This is a genomic window from Pseudoalteromonas sp. S2755, from assembly GCF_005886535.1.
In the GTDB taxonomy this organism is placed as follows: Bacteria; Pseudomonadota; Gammaproteobacteria; order Enterobacterales; family Alteromonadaceae; genus Pseudoalteromonas.
This window is the reverse complement of the sequence record NZ_PNDS01000115.1, coordinates 1-17,994: the sequence shown is the minus strand read 5'-3', so window position 1 is coordinate 17,994 and position 17,994 is coordinate 1. Positions and strand designations below refer to the sequence as shown.

Annotated in this window: 15 protein-coding genes; 3 read left to right on the top strand and 12 right to left on the bottom strand. The window is 42.1% G+C overall.

What is annotated here, in order from left to right:
• The first annotated feature begins 51 nt into the window (after nt 1-51).
• The gene (locus tag CWC03_RS17470; RefSeq protein ID WP_138582973.1) at nt 52-1,266 is read left to right on the top strand and encodes a methyl-accepting chemotaxis protein; all 1,215 of its coding nucleotides are present in this window, start codon (nt 52-54) and stop codon (nt 1,264-1,266) included.
• On the opposite strand, the gene epmA is transcribed toward CWC03_RS17470, so the two are convergent.
• Nucleotides 1,263-2,237, bottom strand: coding sequence for an elongation factor P--(R)-beta-lysine ligase (epmA, locus tag CWC03_RS17465; protein WP_138582972.1), 975 nt, complete (start codon nt 2,235-2,237; stop codon nt 1,263-1,265). The genes CWC03_RS17470 and epmA overlap by 4 nt on opposite strands.
• 67 nt (nt 2,238-2,304) lie before the next feature.
• A complete protein-coding gene (efp, locus tag CWC03_RS17460; protein ID WP_010605834.1) occupies nt 2,305-2,871 on the bottom strand; it encodes an elongation factor P in 567 nt (188 codons plus the stop codon).
• Between the two features lie 42 nt (nt 2,872-2,913).
• Between efp and epmB the strand changes: the two genes are divergently transcribed.
• Nucleotides 2,914-3,930: an EF-P beta-lysylation protein EpmB gene (gene epmB / locus CWC03_RS17455; RefSeq protein ID WP_138582971.1), complete on the top strand. Its 1,017-nt coding sequence runs from the start codon at nt 2,914-2,916 to the stop codon at nt 3,928-3,930.
• Between the two features lie 93 nt (nt 3,931-4,023).
• On the opposite strand, the gene CWC03_RS17450 is transcribed toward epmB, so the two are convergent.
• The 10 genes from CWC03_RS17450 to CWC03_RS17405 all read right to left on the bottom strand — a co-directional run bounded on the left by CWC03_RS17450 (nt 4,024) and on the right by CWC03_RS17405 (nt 16,681).
• Nucleotides 4,024-4,233, bottom strand: coding sequence for a hypothetical protein (locus CWC03_RS17450; protein ID WP_010368721.1), 210 nt, complete (start codon nt 4,231-4,233; stop codon nt 4,024-4,026).
• A gap of 110 nt (nt 4,234-4,343) precedes the next feature.
• Complete coding sequence (locus tag CWC03_RS17445; protein WP_138582970.1) at nt 4,344-5,792, bottom strand: aminotransferase class V-fold PLP-dependent enzyme; 1,449 nt, start codon at nt 5,790-5,792, stop codon at nt 4,344-4,346.
• Nucleotides 5,793-5,858: 66 nt separating this feature from the next.
• On the bottom strand, nt 5,859-7,046 hold the full coding sequence (locus tag CWC03_RS17440) for an acyl-CoA dehydrogenase family protein (protein WP_138582969.1): 1,188 nt from the start codon (nt 7,044-7,046) through the stop codon (nt 5,859-5,861).
• 12 nt (nt 7,047-7,058) lie between these two features.
• Nucleotides 7,059-9,263 carry an L-tyrosine/L-tryptophan isonitrile synthase family protein gene (locus CWC03_RS17435; protein WP_138582968.1) on the bottom strand — a complete coding sequence of 735 codons (2,205 nt, stop codon included), beginning with the start codon at nt 9,261-9,263 and terminating at the stop codon, nt 7,059-7,061.
• A 9-nt stretch (nt 9,264-9,272) separates the two neighbouring features.
• Complete coding sequence (locus CWC03_RS17430; protein ID WP_249314066.1) at nt 9,273-9,920, bottom strand: HAD family hydrolase; 648 nt, start codon at nt 9,918-9,920, stop codon at nt 9,273-9,275.
• Nucleotides 9,913-10,899, bottom strand: coding sequence for an isocyanide synthase family protein (locus CWC03_RS17425; RefSeq protein ID WP_138582966.1), 987 nt, complete (start codon nt 10,897-10,899; stop codon nt 9,913-9,915). Before CWC03_RS17425 ends, CWC03_RS17430 begins: the two co-directional genes overlap by 8 nt.
• Before the next feature lie 58 nt (nt 10,900-10,957).
• A complete protein-coding gene (locus tag CWC03_RS17420) occupies nt 10,958-12,046 on the bottom strand; it encodes an oxidoreductase (protein WP_138582965.1) in 1,089 nt (362 codons plus the stop codon).
• A gap of 249 nt (nt 12,047-12,295) precedes the next feature.
• Nucleotides 12,296-13,456, bottom strand: coding sequence for a hypothetical protein (locus CWC03_RS17415; protein WP_138582964.1), 1,161 nt, complete (start codon nt 13,454-13,456; stop codon nt 12,296-12,298).
• A 52-nt stretch (nt 13,457-13,508) separates the two neighbouring features.
• Nucleotides 13,509-14,297 (bottom strand): outer membrane lipoprotein-sorting protein, encoded by a 789-nt coding sequence (locus tag CWC03_RS17410; RefSeq protein WP_138582963.1) that lies wholly within the window; start codon nt 14,295-14,297, stop codon nt 13,509-13,511.
• A gap of 11 nt (nt 14,298-14,308) precedes the next feature.
• Complete coding sequence (locus CWC03_RS17405; RefSeq protein ID WP_138582962.1) at nt 14,309-16,681, bottom strand: efflux RND transporter permease subunit; 2,373 nt, start codon at nt 16,679-16,681, stop codon at nt 14,309-14,311.
• A 154-nt stretch (nt 16,682-16,835) separates the two neighbouring features.
• Between CWC03_RS17405 and CWC03_RS17400 the strand changes: the two genes are divergently transcribed.
• Nucleotides 16,836-17,792, top strand: coding sequence for a GlxA family transcriptional regulator (locus tag CWC03_RS17400; protein WP_138582961.1), 957 nt, complete (start codon nt 16,836-16,838; stop codon nt 17,790-17,792).
• Nucleotides 17,793-17,994 lie beyond the last annotated feature (202 nt).

Genomic DNA, 17,994 nt, shown 5'->3' with positions numbered 1-17,994 from the left:
ATACTGAGACAAATAAAGTGGCACAATGATGAGCCCAATATGAGTTTATATATGCGCATTTATAATTTTTTAGAAGAGACATTTTTCTTTACCTTAACTCGAAAGATTGTTGGTAACTTAGGGTTTTTATTTCTCTTTCATGCAATTAGTTTATTTTGGCTGTATTCAGAGCTATCTCAGTCTGGCGCGAATATGGGAGCATTTTGGTTGATCACTATTGTGATCCTTGCCGCTTTTGCGTTTACCGTCTTTTATATGCGCTTTTTAATTGTGCGGCCAGTGCAGGCAATGAAAGACTCATTGGAGCGTGTTAACCGCCAAGACGGTAACTTAGATGCAAAACTACCACAGTTCACTTATGACGAGTTTAGAGACTTAAGCGAGCAGTATAACGCGTTTACTACCCACCTTAGTGCTCTGTTGGAAAAAACATACGAAAGCGCCGCTGCGGCAACACAAAGCAACCGCGATATCACCAGCTCAATGCGAAGTACAGCCAAATATGGACAGCAACAGCTGAGCCAAGGTGACACGATTATTGCCGCTTCCGATCAGGTCAGCCACAGTTTACAAAGTATTGTACACAATACCGATCAGGTTTATCAGGCCAATACCGAAAGCTTGCACTTTGTTCGCGGCTCATCTCAGTCGTTAACTAAGCTCGTTGCTGAAGTAAAACAGATCACCACACTACTTGGTAATTTCTCATCAACGGTTTCAGGCCTGAAAGAAAATAGCGAGAACATTCGCAACATTCTAAAAATGGTTGAAGAGTTTTCCGACCAAACCAATTTGCTGGCGCTCAATGCAGCAATTGAAGCTGCTCGAGCAGGTGAAGCGGGGCGTGGCTTTGCAGTGGTTGCCGATGAAGTTCGTGCGCTGTCGGTCAAGGTCAATGCTGCTACTCGCCAGATAAGCGATTTTATCAACCAAATGAACGTGCTGGTCAGTGAAACCAATCAAGAATCAGAACAGTTGATTTCTCACTCAAGTTCGGCAGAGAAAGCTATTAGCGATACCTCTAAAGGTTTTATTTCTATGAGTGATGACTTTGAACGCAACCAAGCACAATTAGAAGAGATTGTTAGTGCGGTGCACCAACTGGAAGAAACACAAAAACATACCCACCAAGCAGTGCAACAAATTGTCGAACTAGGTCAGCAGTCTAAATCACAAATTGATGGCGCGTTAGCTGAATGCCAAAGTGCTCAAAAGCTCACAGAAACCACTCAAAAAGAACTTACTCGCTTTGTTTCGCGGCGTTAAGCCCGCGAAACATCAAATGTGAGTACTTCGCTGATGCGAGCTTTATTTAACGCCAGCATGACTAGCCTATCTACTCCAAGTGCAACACCAGCACAGTCGGGGACGCCTGCGTCGAGTGCAGCCAGTAAACGCTCATCAGCCGGCACTGGGTGCAATCCCATCTCAGCTCTGAGCCGATTATCTTGCTCAAAACGCGCCCTTTGCTCTACCGCGTCCGTCAGTTCATTAAATCCGTTAGCCAACTCCATGTTGCGATAATAGAGCTCAAAGCGCCCAGCAACGCGATTGTCTTTCGGGTTAAGTTTTGCCAGCGCCGCTTGCGATGCAGGAAAATGATAAACAAAACAGGGCTTCTGCTGACCTATTTTAGGCTCAATTTCCATGCAAAATAGCAATTGCAGCAAAGTATCTGGATTATTCTCGATAGCTGCAATATCACCATAACCGTATTTGTTGGCGTGCGCTTTTAATTCCGCTAGCGACACGCTCAAAGGGTCAAACCCAAGATGTGTCTCAAAGGCTTGCTGGTAAGTCATCGAGTCACTAGCTGGACAATCCAATAACATCTGCATCAGCTCATCGATTTCCGCCATTAAGTCAAATTCGTCAAAGCCCGGACGATACCACTCTAACATCGTAAATTCTGGATTATGATGACGCCCTGACTCTTCGTTACGAAAAGCCTTACATAATTGAAAAATCGCACCACTGCCGGCGGCAAGTAGTCTTTTCATCGCATACTCGGGTGACGTTTGTAAAAATAACGGCAAACCTTGGCTGTGATTTGGGCCAACAAATCGAGTATGGAAAGTATCTAAGTGAGGGTCGGTCACTGAGGCTTGAGAAAGGCTCGGCGTGTCGACTTCCATCACATCACGAGCAGCAAAAAAATGTCGTATCTTCGCTAAAATCGCAGCCCTTTGCCTAAGCGTCTCTATTGTTGCACTTGGCTGCCAATTGTTCACCGTCATTGTTTACTCCAAAAAAATCCCAGCAACATGCTGGGATTTATAAAACGTCGTAAATTGCTTTTCGCTATTATTTTACGCGGCTTACGTATTCGCCACTACGCGTATCAACTTTGATCACTTCACCAATTTGAACGAACAAAGGAACACGAACAACAGCACCTGTGCTTAGCGTTGCAGGCTTACCACCAGTACCCGCAGTGTCGCCTTTCAGGCCTGGATCGGTTTCTGTGATCTCAAGCTCAACAAAGTTAGGTGGTGTTACTGCGATTGGGTTACCATTCCACAGTGTGATAGTACAAACGTCATTTTCAACTAACCATTTTACGCTATCGCCTACTGCTTTTTCATCAGCGGCGATCTGCTCAAATGTTTCGTTGTTCATGAAATGCCAGAACTCACCATCAGTGTATAAATACGCTAGATCAGTATCCATTACGTCTGCGCCTTCCACTGAGTCGCCAGACTTAAATGTTTTCTCTAGTACTTTACCTGAGATAAGCTTACGGATTTTAACGCGGTTAAACGCTTGTCCTTTACCAGGCTTGACCATTTCATTTTCTAAGATAGAGCAAGGCTCGCCGTCCATCATAATTTTTAGGCCGCCCTTGAACTCGTTGGTGCTATAATTCGCCATCGTATCCTCTAATCTACGTATATTCGAGTAATTAACCTGCTAATGATACAAATAAATGAAGTAAATTTGCAGACTAACTGGCAAAAAGAATTAGCAAATGTTGTCACTGACCCACAAGAGCTACTCAACATCTTGGGGTTGCATGACCAATTTGATGCACGAGACTTTGCAGCTAAGCGCTTGTTTCCTATGCGAGTACCTCGCCCATTTATCGCTAAAATGCGCCACGGAGATCGTCATGATCCCTTGCTATTACAAGTGTTACCTGTACATCAGGAATATTTAACTGAAGCGGGATTTAGTAAAGATCCACTAAAAGAACAAGACGCACCTGTACCTGGTTTGTTACATAAGTACCGCTCTAGGGTATTACTCATGCTCAAAACCGGTTGTGCGGTCAACTGCCGCTACTGTTTTCGACGTCACTTCCCCTATCAGGATAATCAGGTCAACAAACGCACCTTAGAGCCAGTATTTGAGTATTTGCGCGCCCACCCTGAAATCAATGAGGTGATCTTAAGTGGCGGTGATCCGCTGATGGCCAAAGATGACATGATAGCTTGGGTGCTAGAACAATTAGAGGCTATACCACAAATTAAACGTTTGCGTATTCACAGCCGCTTACCAGTAGTGATCCCAGCGAGAGTAACCGAGGAATTGTGCCAACGTTTAGCAAAGAGTCATTTAAAGGTGATTTTGGTAAACCACATTAATCATGCAAATGAAATCGATGATACTTTTAAAGCGGCAATGCAAAGGCTTAAACAAGCCAATGTGACTTTGCTAAACCAAGCTGTGCTACTTAAAGGAATTAATAACGATGTTGCGGCTCAGGCCCAACTGAGTGAAGCCCTATTCGATGCAGATATACTGCCTTATTATTTGCATTTACTCGATAAGGTAGAAGGCGCTAGTCATTTTGATGTAGAAGAGCGTGAAGCCAAGGCGATAATGGCTGAGCTTTTGGAAGTGCTGCCGGGATTCTTGGTGCCTAAATTAGTGCGAGAAATTGGTGGTCAGCCAAGTAAAACGCCGATTGACTTAAATTTACTAGACTAAAATAGCAAAAAATCGGTGCTAATGACCCTAGCACCGATTGCTTTGCACATATCTATCGGACATGCCGAAGACAACGTGCCATCAGACATAAGCTTACGCATATGTATTGATGTTGTTGCCTAGCGTTGCTGTCACTGATTTAGCTGGCGTTTGTGCTGCTGCACTGCTGCCCGCAGATTCAATTAAAGCAAGCGCGGCTTGTCCATCTGCTTTCTGTTGCTTTTTTGCCAAAACGGCGCTGTATACTTCACCGCTTTGACCAGCTCCAGACATAGCAGGTAGGTTACTTCCGGAAATATTCATAAGTGATTACCTGACTTTTTGATGGATCAGGTTAGTTATCGACGTAAAAAACTAAACCTTTAGGATAAATTTTAACTTATTTCATCATCCATAATAACGAAAAATAAAGGTTAAACACCAACTGCTACTCCTTCATTCTGTTTATTCCAGTTTATTGTAGGCGAAAATAGTTCCACCTCACGAAGAGCCATCAGCTTATCTGCGCTCAATTTACTACTCGCTTTTTTACTCGACTTTAGCTGCTCTACAACAGCCTTAACGGCAGTGCCGATTTCATTGATTTCTGCTGTTGTCATTGTTGGGTGTAACGAAATTCTTACCCAGCCTGCTGGCGTCGCACTTTTTACACCACATCCAAGCTTTTCAAATTCCTTCTTAAAAATATGATGTGCATAATAACCTGCACAAGAGATCCCACCTCGAACTTGGATAGCAAATTGGTTATCTAACTCCTCAGCAATGTCATTGTGGTCTAGGTTATTAACAAAGAAGGAAATAATACCCAGTTTTTCAACTGGTTGATCTTCGACAATATGAAGGCCTGAAATTTCTCGTAGCTGCTGTGCAAGTAAAAATCTGAGCTCTTTTTCTCTTGCAAGAATATTTTTCACTCCCATTTTTTCCTTTAGCACTACAGCCAAAGCGGCACGAACAGCTTGCAATGTGCCAGGCGTTCCACCATCTTCCCTTTGTGTAATGTCTGCAATGTAAGTGGGATTACCTTGTTTATCCACAGATTCCACTGTACCACCACCGGGTTGATCTGGCGTATTTAGCTGATATAGATTTTTATTAAATATCAACACACCTGAAGCACCGGGACCGCCTAGGAACTTATGTGGGGAGAAAAAAACCGCATCTAAACGACACTCGTCCCGCTCTGGATGCATGTTGATTTCAAGGTACGGGGCTGCGGCGGCGAAATCGGCAATACAAACACCACCATATTGATGTACTAAAGCCGCTAAGCTACTGAGTTGTGTACATACACCCGATGCATTAGAGGCCGCACTAAATGCACCAATGATCTTACGCCCCTCGTATGCAGATAATAAACGTTTAAAGGCGGCTAGGTCCGATGCTGGCTTACCTTTAGCAGCAGGAATAACAACCACTTCGACGTCGCATGCCAGCCATGAAGCGTGATTTGAGTAATGCTCCATATGTGTAACAAAAACCACAGGAGGGAGTTCGGTACCAACACGGGGACCTTTCAATGCCATTAAACGCTGCAACTTATTTACAGCCGCTGTTGACCCATTTCCAGTAAACAATAAGATGTCATTATCATCCGCATTAACATGCGCTTTGATAATATCTTGCGCCTCATGGTACGCCTTAGTCATCACCCGAGAAGTCTCATTGGACTCAGTGTGGGTGTTGGCAATATAAGGCCCGAGCTCTTGATTTATATAACGCTCAATCGGCTCATATAATCGCCCACTAGCCGTCCAATCAGCATAAATCAATGACTTGATCTGATTATTTCTAGAAACCTTGTGTTCTGTACCAATAATTCCCTCGCGGTAAGGAAAAAAGTAGTTTTCTAACGAATTCATTTCGTGGCTCCTTGCTCTTTAACAAGTGTAGGAGATGACCCGTATCAAGGATACGGGTTGCACCTTTTAAAGTAAGATTTGCTCTGGAGGAACCCCAAGTAAAGCTCTCCCCAATTGATGTTGATTACGCGGCGATGTCATGGCGTGTTGATTCATCGTGACGATGTCCCGAAGCGCTTGCTCTAATGGGTTTCCCTGATAAACCGCCGAACCACCACGACATTTAACTAACGTTTCTATAATCTCTTGGCAGCCGCTAAATACTTCAGTGGTAGCGGCTAAAAAGGCCACCTGTTGCACAGGAGAAGGCATCTCACCTTGCTTCAATAAAGACCAAATTTGCTCAACTTCATGATAAAAAAATGCTCTTAACACTCTAAGTTTAGTTGCCGCTTCGCCAACTGCACCTTGTACAAAAGACTCATCTTTTAATGCCCGCCCTTTTAAAAATTGCCCAGCCTGATGCACTTGCCTTGTTGGCTTATTTGCCTCCGACAGGAAAAAGTCTAATGCAGACTGTGCCACCCCAAGCGGTACAGCTGAGAAATTAAACATAAAGGCCATTGGGAATTGATAAAGCGCTCCATCCTGAAAACTTCTTGGTTGCTGAAAGCTAAACGTCATTTCCTCTGCCACGAATATCTCTTGCTGTAACGCGACATCATTACTACCAGTGCCCCGTAGCCCCATCACATGCCACGTATCGAGGATTTCAAGATCTGACATATTTAAAAAACATTGCAGTGTTTGCGGAATATCTCCCTCTAATAACACCATGTCTTCACCGTCATACACCTTACAACCTGCAATCAACCACTCAGCATTATTACAACCGCTGACAAAGGGCCAACGACCGCTTACCATATAACCGCCCGCAACTTTACGCGCTTTACCCGTTTGTGATAGCGCCGCCCCACTGATGACATGAGGGTTTGGATAAGTTTTTGCTGCCAGCTCTTGGGGTAACATTGCTGCAAAGTAACCACTGTCTGAACCGATCATAGTGCACCACCCTGCCGCACTATTGGCTCTAGATATTTTCTCAATCAATTTAATTTGACTGATTGGATCCAGTTCGGCGCCTCCCATTGATTTAGGCATCGCCATACTGAATACACCGGTCTCTTTGAGCAAAGTAACCGTGCTTTCTGGTAATCTTCTCAGTGCTTCAATGTCTGCACTCGCTGCAGCTATTTGATTAATAATTCCATCAATATTGTTATCTATTTGTTCAAATGTCATTGTGTTATTCATTTTATATATTCCTTAAATTACCTGTACTCGCCACACTTCACGGTTCATCGAAAGCTCCGTCATGGGCAACCTTCCGTGTAGGGTGTAATGATTGTCTACTATGATTAAGTCGCCATCCTGCCAGTCATGGGCAATCATGCAGCGATCGTCATAACACAATGCGTTGACTTCAGAGATCAGCGTATTAAATGCATTGCTTTCAAGTTGCTCTGAACTCAGTTCAAAAGTTTGCAGCTGAGAGTCGCTTCCCTCTTGATAACGCAGCAGTAACTCACTATTTTTAGGGTGTTCAAACACCAAAGGATAAACGCGCGGCACGCCACCAAAATAGGTCATCTTTGTAGAGTAGATAACTTCTGTTTCTTGCCACTCTCTCACCTTTTTTCGACCAGCAAGCTTCAATACATTGCGGCTGTCAACAATTGTTGTTTGCCCTTCGCCGGGCTGCGCAGCGGTTTTACAGTAAAGTAAAAAGGTTGATGCGTAGAAACGCTCATTATCAATAACACGCTCATGATCGAGCGGTAACATACTCAAATCCCAATGTAATGGTGTTTTTTCAATGGAGTGAACAAATCCATGAGGTTTTTCTTCAGGCTTCACCACGTGAACTGGTCCAAACTGCCATTGATAAATCTCACCAAAAGGCGCGGTTAACTCGACTAATTCCTGCTCTTCTTCAAGGCCTGCATTTGGCAGTAAAACAAAACCAAACTCTTGACTTAACATCGTAAGAAATTGAGGCGACAACTCTTGATAGGTCATATCTGAAGGTAGGTTTATTCTCAGCCCGAAACGCGGTGACTTCAGCACTTCAAATTGCATTGCTGTAAAGCGCGCTTCTGAAACTTCAATATACATCCAGTTGCTATTTTCGAAAGTCACATTAGCAACATTGAGCTCTTTAGCCGTTGCATGCGGCATCAACTCGACATTGCCATTCAAACGCATCACAGGAACAGCATGCCAAGGTGCTAACACTTGTTGATTGTTCGCCGATAAAGCGATAGTAAACTTTGGCCCTGTATTGTCGTATCGGTGAGTTGATAAACGGATATGGTTTGAGAATCGTTCATTGATGCTATGCGTCAGCGCCTTTCCTCGAAACATCATCTCGTAGGCTTTATCGCATATGCTTGCTAAGTAATCGTCTCTATCATTTTGTGAGAGATGTACAAGACAAACATCGTTATATAGGTAGCTACATAAGTCATCATGTTCGATGCGAAGCTGCGCATCTTTTTTAACCTTATCTGTATAATTTTGTAGTGCTCTGGGATTCGTCGTTAAATTCTTAAGTAGCTGCTTTCTTAGATAAGCAGAGTCATACTCTGAGTTTGCTTTTTCTAATTGACATAAATCGGTTAAATCTGCCCATTGTATGTCATGAGTTATGGTTAACGTTCTTAGTGCCGCATTGTATTCCTGCATAATAGCGTCATCGACACCAACAAGATCTGAGAAAGTTGCGCCATCACTAATAATGGTTAATTTCGCGCCAACTGGATAAATATCTTGGATATCATCACACAAAGACTGCATTCGCTCTAAGGCCAATACCTCACCATAATCTGGTAAGTTAGAAAATGATTTCGCATCTATATTTGGTGATTTACAAGGAAACCCTGGTAGCACAAGTTGCACGGCTTGCTCTTGACTCGTAAATGCCGCGATGGCTTTTGCGAGTTCAGCTCGACCCTGCTTTGCAAAACCGTCGCCAGTTTGTACTAAGTACTTTTCGATAACATCAGCTACCCGCGTATTAATATCATCGTTTAATCCAGCTTCTAGTTTTTCATCTAAAACCTTCCAAGCAGGGAAGTCATCCAATGACCAAATCTGATTGATTAAGGCATTTTTCTCTGCTCGGCTCCAACCTAAGTGACGGATCGCAAAATGCCCAAATAACAGCGAAGCTCGGTAGTTGGCAGCGCAATGTAATAGCACATTGTTATCTTGGTTATCCAACAGCAGCGCTTCTACTTTCGCAAAGTCGGCAAGAGTTGGGTTCGCAAAATCAATTGGGTAATAAATATATGTCGCAGCGAGCTTTTCAACTAGCTCAGCTTCATTCTCGATAGAATAACGTTCGTCATATGGTGCAATGTTGATAACGCAATTCACACCATTTGCTATCAACACTTCAAACTCATGTGCTGATGGCTGACCTGCTAATGCAACCTTATCGTTTATTTTTATGTAATTGTAAATTTCCATGATGTTCTCTTAAACACGTCCTAAAATTGATTTTTGTAATTCTGTAGCCGAACTCACAATTTCATCGGCTTTAAGCTTAAGCTGCTCTGCCACACCGTATCCCCAAGTAACAAACCTGAAATCAATATTCGAGGCCTGTGCCGTGCGCTGATCGATTTCAGAGTCACCAATAAACACTACCTCATTAGGTTGAACGCTAAGCTTTTCAATAAGCCTTAAGGTCTGAGTAGGATTAGGCTTTTTGAGCGCTTCATCTGCGACACCTTGAATTGCATCGAATGCGAAATGCTTAAAACAGTACTCCAATACATCCAGCGCCTGACGGTGATATTTATTGGTTACAACTGCGGTTTTCACTCCCTGTGCATGCAAGCTTTCAAGTAACTGCACTATGCCGGGATAAACAGTGAGCTGAGTGAATAGGTTGTCGTCATATACTTTGTTGTATGCAGCTACAGTCTCATGTAACGATCCAGTAGAGGCTCCACACAGTGCTTGCAGCATGTTTGCACTTCCCTTACCAATAAATGGTAAAACAGCATCTTGCTCCACCGCGTCAAGGCCCTCTTTTCCACGCAAAATATTGACGCTCGTGGTGATGCTGCTGAGCGTGTCAATCAAGGTGCCATCCAGATCGAAAATTGCGAGCTTATACATGCGCTGCAGCTCCATTTTCCCAAGACATTACATAATGGCTTGGCGCTCCTTGACTAAACATCAATCGGTGACTGCTTTCGCTCACCATATTTCTGTGCGCAAGGTGAATTTGATCCTTTTTCAGTACTGCGACTGAGTGCCATGGTGTGCGCCAGCAATCTGCTGAATTAGCGAGTTTGATACCGATTTTTTGCGAAATTCTAAATTGTGGATGAATGGATAATCTCAAGGCTTCTGGATATCTCACTTCCAGCAACTTACTCCAAGCATTACTTCGAAGTATTACCCTTAAGGCCGTAGACTTAGCCGCTTTTTGTACCTGAGTTTTACTCACCCCAGCAAACTCGACTAACCCAAGAAAATCCTCAAATAAGAACTTAGTTATTCCTTGATACATGGAGCGTGTTTCTTTTTCGCTTTGCGAGCGATTTGTTAAACTAACCAATGACTCACCATAGCGGATCATTAACTCTTCTCGCATCGCGTCTAAACATTTTATTTCGGGGAAGGCATCTTTAATGTCGTAAAAATCGAATTGGGTAGGATAATTGCTGGTGTAATATTCTTTGATAGCCTCGGTATAGCTATGTACGTCTGTATCGGGGATCCGTACAAGATCAGAGAACACGTACCCATCTGAACAAATTAATACCTTTACACCCGGCGAATAGATTTTTTCAATTCTGTCGCAAAGTACATGAAGCATATCGATAGAATGCTTTTCGGCTAAATCCGGATATTTACTTAATGTTTTATTGCGATTTGGTGATTTTCCCGGATAGGCCGGCAATACCATTGTTATCGGCTCACCCTTCGCGACCATCCGCTCTATTTTATCCAAGTGAGGATACAATTCATCTTCACTTAAATACTCATGGATCTCGTCCGCTTGCGAAACTTCGGACTCTACCAACTTTCGCTCACGAAATACGAGTTGCAGTATCTGACGGGATAACTCCGCTACATTCTGGTTTGACATAAATCTCAGTCCTTATAAACTTATTCATCCAATGCTTGGCTCTTTAGCGAAAATATCGCTAAGCCAAAACATGGTTATTATTTTTCGTACTTCTTTGATTTAATTTTGAAAACCACGCTGGATCTGCGAGTAGCGCTCGACCTACTGCAATCAAGTCGAACTCATTTTCTTCTAACCCCCGGATCAAGCTTTCATAAACATGTTGACTGGCGCTTGACGGCCCACCGAGCAAGAAGTCATTACCTAGTCCAACTCCCCCAACGGCTATGCATGGTTTTTGTGTAATCGCTTTTGTCCAGCCTGCCAGTGTCCTTTCACTGCCTTCAAATCCAGGCTCCCAAAACCTTCTCGTACTCGTATGAAAAATATCCACACCGGCCTCGGAAACTGTTTGCAAGAAAGGAGCTAATTCTTCTGGTGATTGGAAAACACGCGCTGAAAAATTCTGGATCTTCCATTGAGACCAACGGAAACCGATTGTGAAATCGGGACCAACCGCATCACGGATAGCAGTCACAACCTCGACAGCAAAGCGATAACGGTTTTTTGCCCCACCACCGTATTGATCGCTTCGTAAGTTAGTCGCTTGCCATAAGAATTGATCGATCAGGTATCCATGGGCGGCATGTACTTCAATACCATCAAACCCACAAAGCTGCGCATTCTTAGCTGCATTTGCATACGCAGCAATGACCTCGTCAATTTCCTTGACGGTTAGTTTTTTGCCATTTGGTATATTTGGCGCTGAAAGTCCGCTGGGGCTAACTGCAGGTGACCCAACTTCAGGTGACATTGCAGCCTCTCTTACACCGCCGACATGCCAAAGCTGCGCAAAGATCTTACTGTCAAAGCGGTGCACTTCATTAACCACTTTGCGCCAACCAGACAGTGCGGATTCCGAATACATAAGCGGGACATTGAAATGCCCATTAGCAGATGCATGTGGAATAACGCTTCCCTCTGTAATGATGAGACCAACGCCATGCTTTGCTCTTTGTCCGTAGTGTTCAACTTGCACATTACCAGGAATATGCTTTACAGAGCTTTCCTGAGTCATAGGTGCCATCACAACTCGATTGTTGAGCTGTAGATTCGATATTGAGACTGGCGCATTTATTGAACTAACCAGTTTATTTAAATACTCCATTTTGGTTCCATCATTAAATAAATAATAGAATTATTGTATGTTTTCGTAGAACCTTTTTTATGGCAATTACCGACCAAAATCAGCCAATTATTGACACAGGATATAAACACAATAAACAACTTTGTTACAAATTGTTTATTTTGTTAATTACAAACAAAAAAGCCCCTAAAAAGGGGCAAAAAATCAAAAGGGAAATTTTAATAGTGAAAATAACTAATATTGTAGTATGTTCATTTAAACAATTAACATTTAAAAATAATACTCAATACTTAACTGAATAAAGTCATCTTTTTTCGTGCTAAAAAACGGATCGTTTTCTCTGGTTTCGTCCCCGACCCATATCTCAGTTCTTAATCTCAAAGCGGGAGTAATTCGTGTACTACCTTCTACTCTAAACATCGACCAGTGATGCGCGTCAATATCATGAATAGCACCGATCAATAACTCAGATCCAGCAACGTCATTTATTGCAACTCGAACCCCAAAAAAGACGTCATTCTGGAAACTGGAAGTGCTGTTTTCATCTAATTCATCAAAGCTATATTCAACCAAATAACCTAAATCTGCTTGACCTAAAGCACCTGCATGTGTGTATTCAAAACCGCTAGTGTGTGCGATAGCCCAATCATGTAGGCCTTTTCGATAAATGGTCTCATTCTTAACCAGCCATCCACCGAATACCCCCTGAACTTCCAATCCATACTGGGTAAGTTGGCTGTAATAAGGTGTATAGTGGCCATTTTCAAGTAGCATACTCGGTGTACGATTAGTACCAATAAAATATGAAGCGGCAAGCTCCCAACTATCAAAAGAATTTGTCGCTCTCAATGCGAAATCTGTGTGGCTATTTTCTTGGCTATCTTCAAACTTAGACTGCGAACTAATAACAACATCAGGATGTAAACGCTGTACTTTGCTAGCAAAATTTCGCTCTCTAAAGTATGGCATTACAAACATTTGCAGCGAACCGCTGCCATGAAGCCAATTGAGTTGTAGCATAGGCTGACCGAGCTTATCTTCGCCATCAATACTACTTAAAACATCTGTCTGGTTCACAATATCAACTAAATGCTGGGACTCTGTAACGCCCCAAAATACCTCACTCACTCCTATCTTTGCATCAAAGTTACCATTAATGTAACTCAGATTAAGCTCTCTAAAATCTAACTGATGTCTTGCAGCTCCGAGACTGTCGTACCTCGCATAAGGTTTGGCGAGCGCGCTCCAATTAGTATCGATTGGCAGGTATATTTCAGGCTCGATAAAAATCAAAGATTGACTCTCATGGTGCTCTGGTTGCGCATCCGTATATTGTCGCTGGCTGAAATTCGCAGTTCCTCTAATGTCCACATCTGCAATACAAGCAAAGGTGGTTAACACACCGACTAACAACATCATTATTAACTTCATCTCTACTCCTTTGCTGATTGGCTGAGTGAACACTCACTCAGCCAATCGTTTTTTACCTAATACGTGACAAGTTTGCTTGTGCAAAATTCGTCAATCGAACTCCTTGGCTAATGTTATAATTCTCAAAAGAAATCGTAGTTTGCGTACCCTTTTGATGGTTCATCATCAGCAAATCGTCAACGCGCCAAAACCTCTCGTTGTAAAGCTGATAGCCTTTAAAATGCTGAGTTTTTAAAGCACTCCCTTTACGATCAAAATATTCTATTTGAAGCGGTATCGTGCGCTTTTTATCCAGCCAAACAAGCTGTTTTGAATACCCTGAGTTTTCATATACCGGAGTACGCTCAACAACATTGACCGCTTGGCCTTCAAATTCATCCTCTCGGATAAACTTGTAGGTATACTTTTCAACTTCTTGTGAACTCATATCTTCGTATGCAAAATCACTTCCCATAAAAGGGCCTGACTTGTTACTAGACGAAATACGCTTTACTCGCTTAAGCGCAGGTAGGTAAAGCCACTGATCATCATCTCCAACCTTATGACTAAATGACAGCATCACCGTGCCTTTCACATCGTATGGGGTATCAAATACCACTAAACTCTTGTCTCCATCTCCCTCAACTTCAAGCATCTCATTTCTAACCTTACGGACATTTTGATTACCCGCTCTGTCTTGCAGTGTCATGGTGATATCAACGGTTTGATCTACCCAACCAGAATCCACTTGATCTGCCAACTGGGCAAGTTGTAGACCTTTATCTTCATCGCTCGCTGCAAATGTGAGTGTCGAGCTAGCTAGTAAGCTAGTTACCACAAAAACCTTTTTTAAATTCAGCATATTATTTCTCCTTATGATGCTAGTTGCGCGTTGATTAACCTTTCATCTGCCGCTCGTTGCTCGGCACGGTCAACAAACAAAATGATCGCTGGAAGTAAAATGTTGATGACTAATAGAGCTGCTACAACAGTTAACGCAGACATCAAACCTAAAGAGCTATTTAACGAGAAAGAAGACATAGTTAGTACGGTATAACCTGCAATTAACGTAACCGAGGTAAATAGCAAGGCATTACCCACATTTTGATATGCGTATTTAATAGCATCGGCAGGAGCAAGATTAAATTGCTCTTTACCACGCAAGTATTTGATCATGAAGTGAACACAATTATCGACAATGACACCCAGAGTTGCAGACACCACAATAGAAACTTCCATTCCGGCCTGCCCTCTTAACAGCGTCCAAGCACCAAACGCGAAGATCGCTGGTAATACATTAGGTAATACACTAATAAGGCCATATTTGATGTTACGCATTGCAATAAATACGACAATACAAATCATAATGAGGGATAATAATGTGCCTGTGACCATTCCTTGAATATTCACATCAGACTGGTGAGCAAAGATCACCGTAGCCCCTGAACCGATTGCATGCATGTAAGCTGGCGCATTATTTTTTAACCATGCTTCGCCTTTAGCTGCTGCCTCTCTTAGCTCATTAGTTGAAACATCTTTCATCGTAATGACGACCTTTGAGCTAGATTTATCCATATTGATCTGATTGGTTAGATCTAGACCGTATGGTAGTGACATTTCGTATAGCAATAAGTATTGCGCAGCGAGCTCTTTATTTTCAGGTATACGATAAAAGCTTGGATCATCGCCATGAAGGTTTTTATTTAATCGCTTCATGGTGTCTGTCAAGACGCTCACATTATAAACGTTATCAAAACTACGATAGTATTTCGCAAAATCATCTAGCGTATTTAAATACTCAGCATCACTAATCCCCTGAGAGCCTAGAGACTGAACGTTAAACTCAATACTGTATAATCCTGTTACATTTTTCTGAACAAAGTCTGCGTCATTTCTAAACTGAGTTTTGTCAGAGAAATATTCAACCCATCTATCATCTAATTTAAGGTTTGGAATTGGGATCATAAAAGCAATAGTTAATGCAGAGAAAATAATAATGACGGTCTTATATTTATTTTCAATAAAGTGAGAAAGTTTTGCCCAAATCTTATCTGAAAACTTCGTATCTTGCTCTTTTGGCTTAATCCAATTTGGTAAAATATACAGTAGGCAAGGCAATAGTGTGATCGATAAAACAAACGCAATAAATACACCAATCGCTGTAATATTGCCTAAATCATGGTAAGGAGGTGCATCAGCAAAGTTCAAGGCAACAAAGCCAATAATCGTTGTTAAACTAGTCAGTAAAATTGGTAAGAAATTAACCGACATTGACTCTTTAATTGCTTCTGCATCACTCACACCACGGCGTTTGGCAATAACAAAACTCATTATGACATGAACAGAATCAGCAACTGCTAATGTCAGAATAATCGTCGGGGCAATTGAAGATGGAGCAGTAAGCGGGATGCCAAGCCAACCAACAATACCCATCGTTGTAATAGTCGATAAGTGCACTATTGCAACTGTCATTAATACCTGCAATACAGAGCGGAATAACACCAGTAATATTGCCAACATCACCATATACATAACAGGCATGATGTTCACGATATCTTGCATACCTATCTCAGCAAAAGCGTGGTTTAGCATATGTACGCCAGATAATCGAACTTCTACAGGGTACTGAGCTTCAAGCGCTTTAGCTAGCTCTCTCACTGCAGATACGGCCTCGGAAGTCTCCATAGGCGACTTACCTGGAAGCGTTAGCACCACATTGACACCTGTATGTTCCCCATTTTGAGAAACAATACGGTTTTCCAACATAGGTTCAGCAAGCGCAACCTGACGGATATAATCAATATTAGAGCCGATTAATTCACTCTCAGATTTAAATAAGTGCGCGACAGTAAGATCATCATCATTTGCTACTGTATTTTGATAATTGCTCAATGAGTCAACTCTCGTCGCATAAGGCACTTTCCAAGCTTCTTCCGTTGCATGTAACACAGCAGATAGCACAGCTTTATCGAATACAGTTCCCCCAGACTTAGGGCTAATAGAAATATAGATGCTATCGGAAAGTGCATAGTCACTTTCTAATTCATCCATCGCAGCAATCACAGGTGATGGCGAACCAAAGTAGTATCTGTAATCACTACTAAAGCCAACCCTGCTTTGTCCAAGACTTGTGGCTATACAAATGGCGACGACTATCAGCGTAACCACATATCGAAAACGTATCAGCAACTCAGTAAAGCGTTTCATTTTGCTTGGCTGAGATGCAATTTGAGTTTCAATGCTCAAAATAGAACTCCCCTGTCGGATTAAAATCACACTAAATTAACATTACACCCCAAATTGTATGCAAAACGTAAACGTGGTATCATTGCATAATTGGACCAAATACGGACAGTTTCTGACAATGATAAGGATTGGGCTTTTTTTATACCCACATTGCATGCCTGCAGGATTATTTTACTTTTTAGACTTATTAGAGACCGTTAATAACCGGCTATCTCAACCCGCATTTGAGGTATCTTGGGTGGGCTTAGAGAAAACAGAGGTCACATGCGCGCACAACATCAAGCTCAACGTCGATAACGTTATTAATGACTATCAATACGAGGCGATATTGTTACCTGGCTTTTGGGGAAGTACTGATCTTCATTGCTTGCCTATTACCTATGGACGATTAATTAACGAGCTAAAGAAGTTACCAAACGAAACGCAGGTTTGGTCATATTGCACCGGCGTCGCATTACATGCGGAATCAGGGCGCTTAAATCAAACGAAAGCCACGATTACATGGTGGTTAACGGATCAAGCGGCTTCACGCTTTTCTAAAGTAAAATGGAATAATCATTTAGCTTGTATTTATCACCCTGATGGTGACGCTACAACCTCTGGCGCTAATGGCTATTTACAAATATTCCATAATCTTATGCGACATAAATTCGAAGAAAGTGTTGCGCGAGATGTATTCAAATTTTTAGTTCTACCTCGACCACATTTAGACTATTTGCCTTTTAGGCACTTGGATCTGGTTTACCTTGACGATCCGTTATTGAAAAAAGTATTTCATTGGGTTGATAAGACACTCGCATGCGACCTATCGGTATCAAACCTTGCAGACCATTTGAATTTAACTGAGCGAACGCTGGCAAGAAGAGTCAAGACGCTGCTCAACATGACCGTCCTAAAACTAATAGAGCAAATCAAGATTAATCGTGCCTGCGAGCTCTTGGTTTTGACATCACAAACAATCAACGTCGTGAGCGATAACTTAGGTTATAACGATGACAGCCAATTTAGACGGACATTTAAACGAATAACAGGACTTACTCCAAAAGAATATAGAAGCCAATTCAAAGATCACGATGAGTTGTCTGAGAAACAACGAGATATGCTTTATTAAGTGTGGTACGCAGCCTAGCCTCAAGGTTAATGTCAAGTAGTCTTACTACTGGCTCAATTTGAGGGAGTAAATCTGACGCTAGCTGCGTTAAAAATTTCTCATTTAGAACTAAATAAATAGCAAATTTTTTGCCTTTCTACTAAAGATATTTCCACGATACAAGATATATAATTTAATTAATAAAAATTGTATTACTTAGTTT

Coding starts and splice junctions, on each gene's coding strand:
- CWC03_RS17470 (WP_138582973.1), top strand. CDS start 52: ATGCGCATTTATAATTTTTTAGAAGAGACATTTTTCTTTACCTTAACT.
- epmA (WP_138582972.1), bottom strand. CDS start 2,237: ATGACGGTGAACAATTGGCAGCCAAGTGCAACAATAGAGACGCTTAGG.
- efp (WP_010605834.1), bottom strand. CDS start 2,871: ATGGCGAATTATAGCACCAACGAGTTCAAGGGCGGCCTAAAAATTATG.
- epmB (WP_138582971.1), top strand. CDS start 2,914: ATGATACAAATAAATGAAGTAAATTTGCAGACTAACTGGCAAAAAGAA.
- CWC03_RS17450 (WP_010368721.1), bottom strand. CDS start 4,233: ATGAATATTTCCGGAAGTAACCTACCTGCTATGTCTGGAGCTGGTCAA.
- CWC03_RS17445 (WP_138582970.1), bottom strand. CDS start 5,792: ATGAATTCGTTAGAAAACTACTTTTTTCCTTACCGCGAGGGAATTATT.
- CWC03_RS17440 (WP_138582969.1), bottom strand. CDS start 7,046: ATGAATAACACAATGACATTTGAACAAATAGATAACAATATTGATGGA.
- CWC03_RS17435 (WP_138582968.1), bottom strand. CDS start 9,263: ATGGAAATTTACAATTACATAAAAATAAACGATAAGGTTGCATTAGCA.
- CWC03_RS17430 (WP_249314066.1), bottom strand. CDS start 9,920: ATGTATAAGCTCGCAATTTTCGATCTGGATGGCACCTTGATTGACACG.
- CWC03_RS17425 (WP_138582966.1), bottom strand. CDS start 10,899: ATGTCAAACCAGAATGTAGCGGAGTTATCCCGTCAGATACTGCAACTC.
- CWC03_RS17420 (WP_138582965.1), bottom strand. CDS start 12,046: ATGGAGTATTTAAATAAACTGGTTAGTTCAATAAATGCGCCAGTCTCA.
- CWC03_RS17415 (WP_138582964.1), bottom strand. CDS start 13,456: ATGAAGTTAATAATGATGTTGTTAGTCGGTGTGTTAACCACCTTTGCT.
- CWC03_RS17410 (WP_138582963.1), bottom strand. CDS start 14,297: ATGCTGAATTTAAAAAAGGTTTTTGTGGTAACTAGCTTACTAGCTAGC.
- CWC03_RS17400 (WP_138582961.1), top strand. CDS start 16,836: ATGCCTGCAGGATTATTTTACTTTTTAGACTTATTAGAGACCGTTAAT.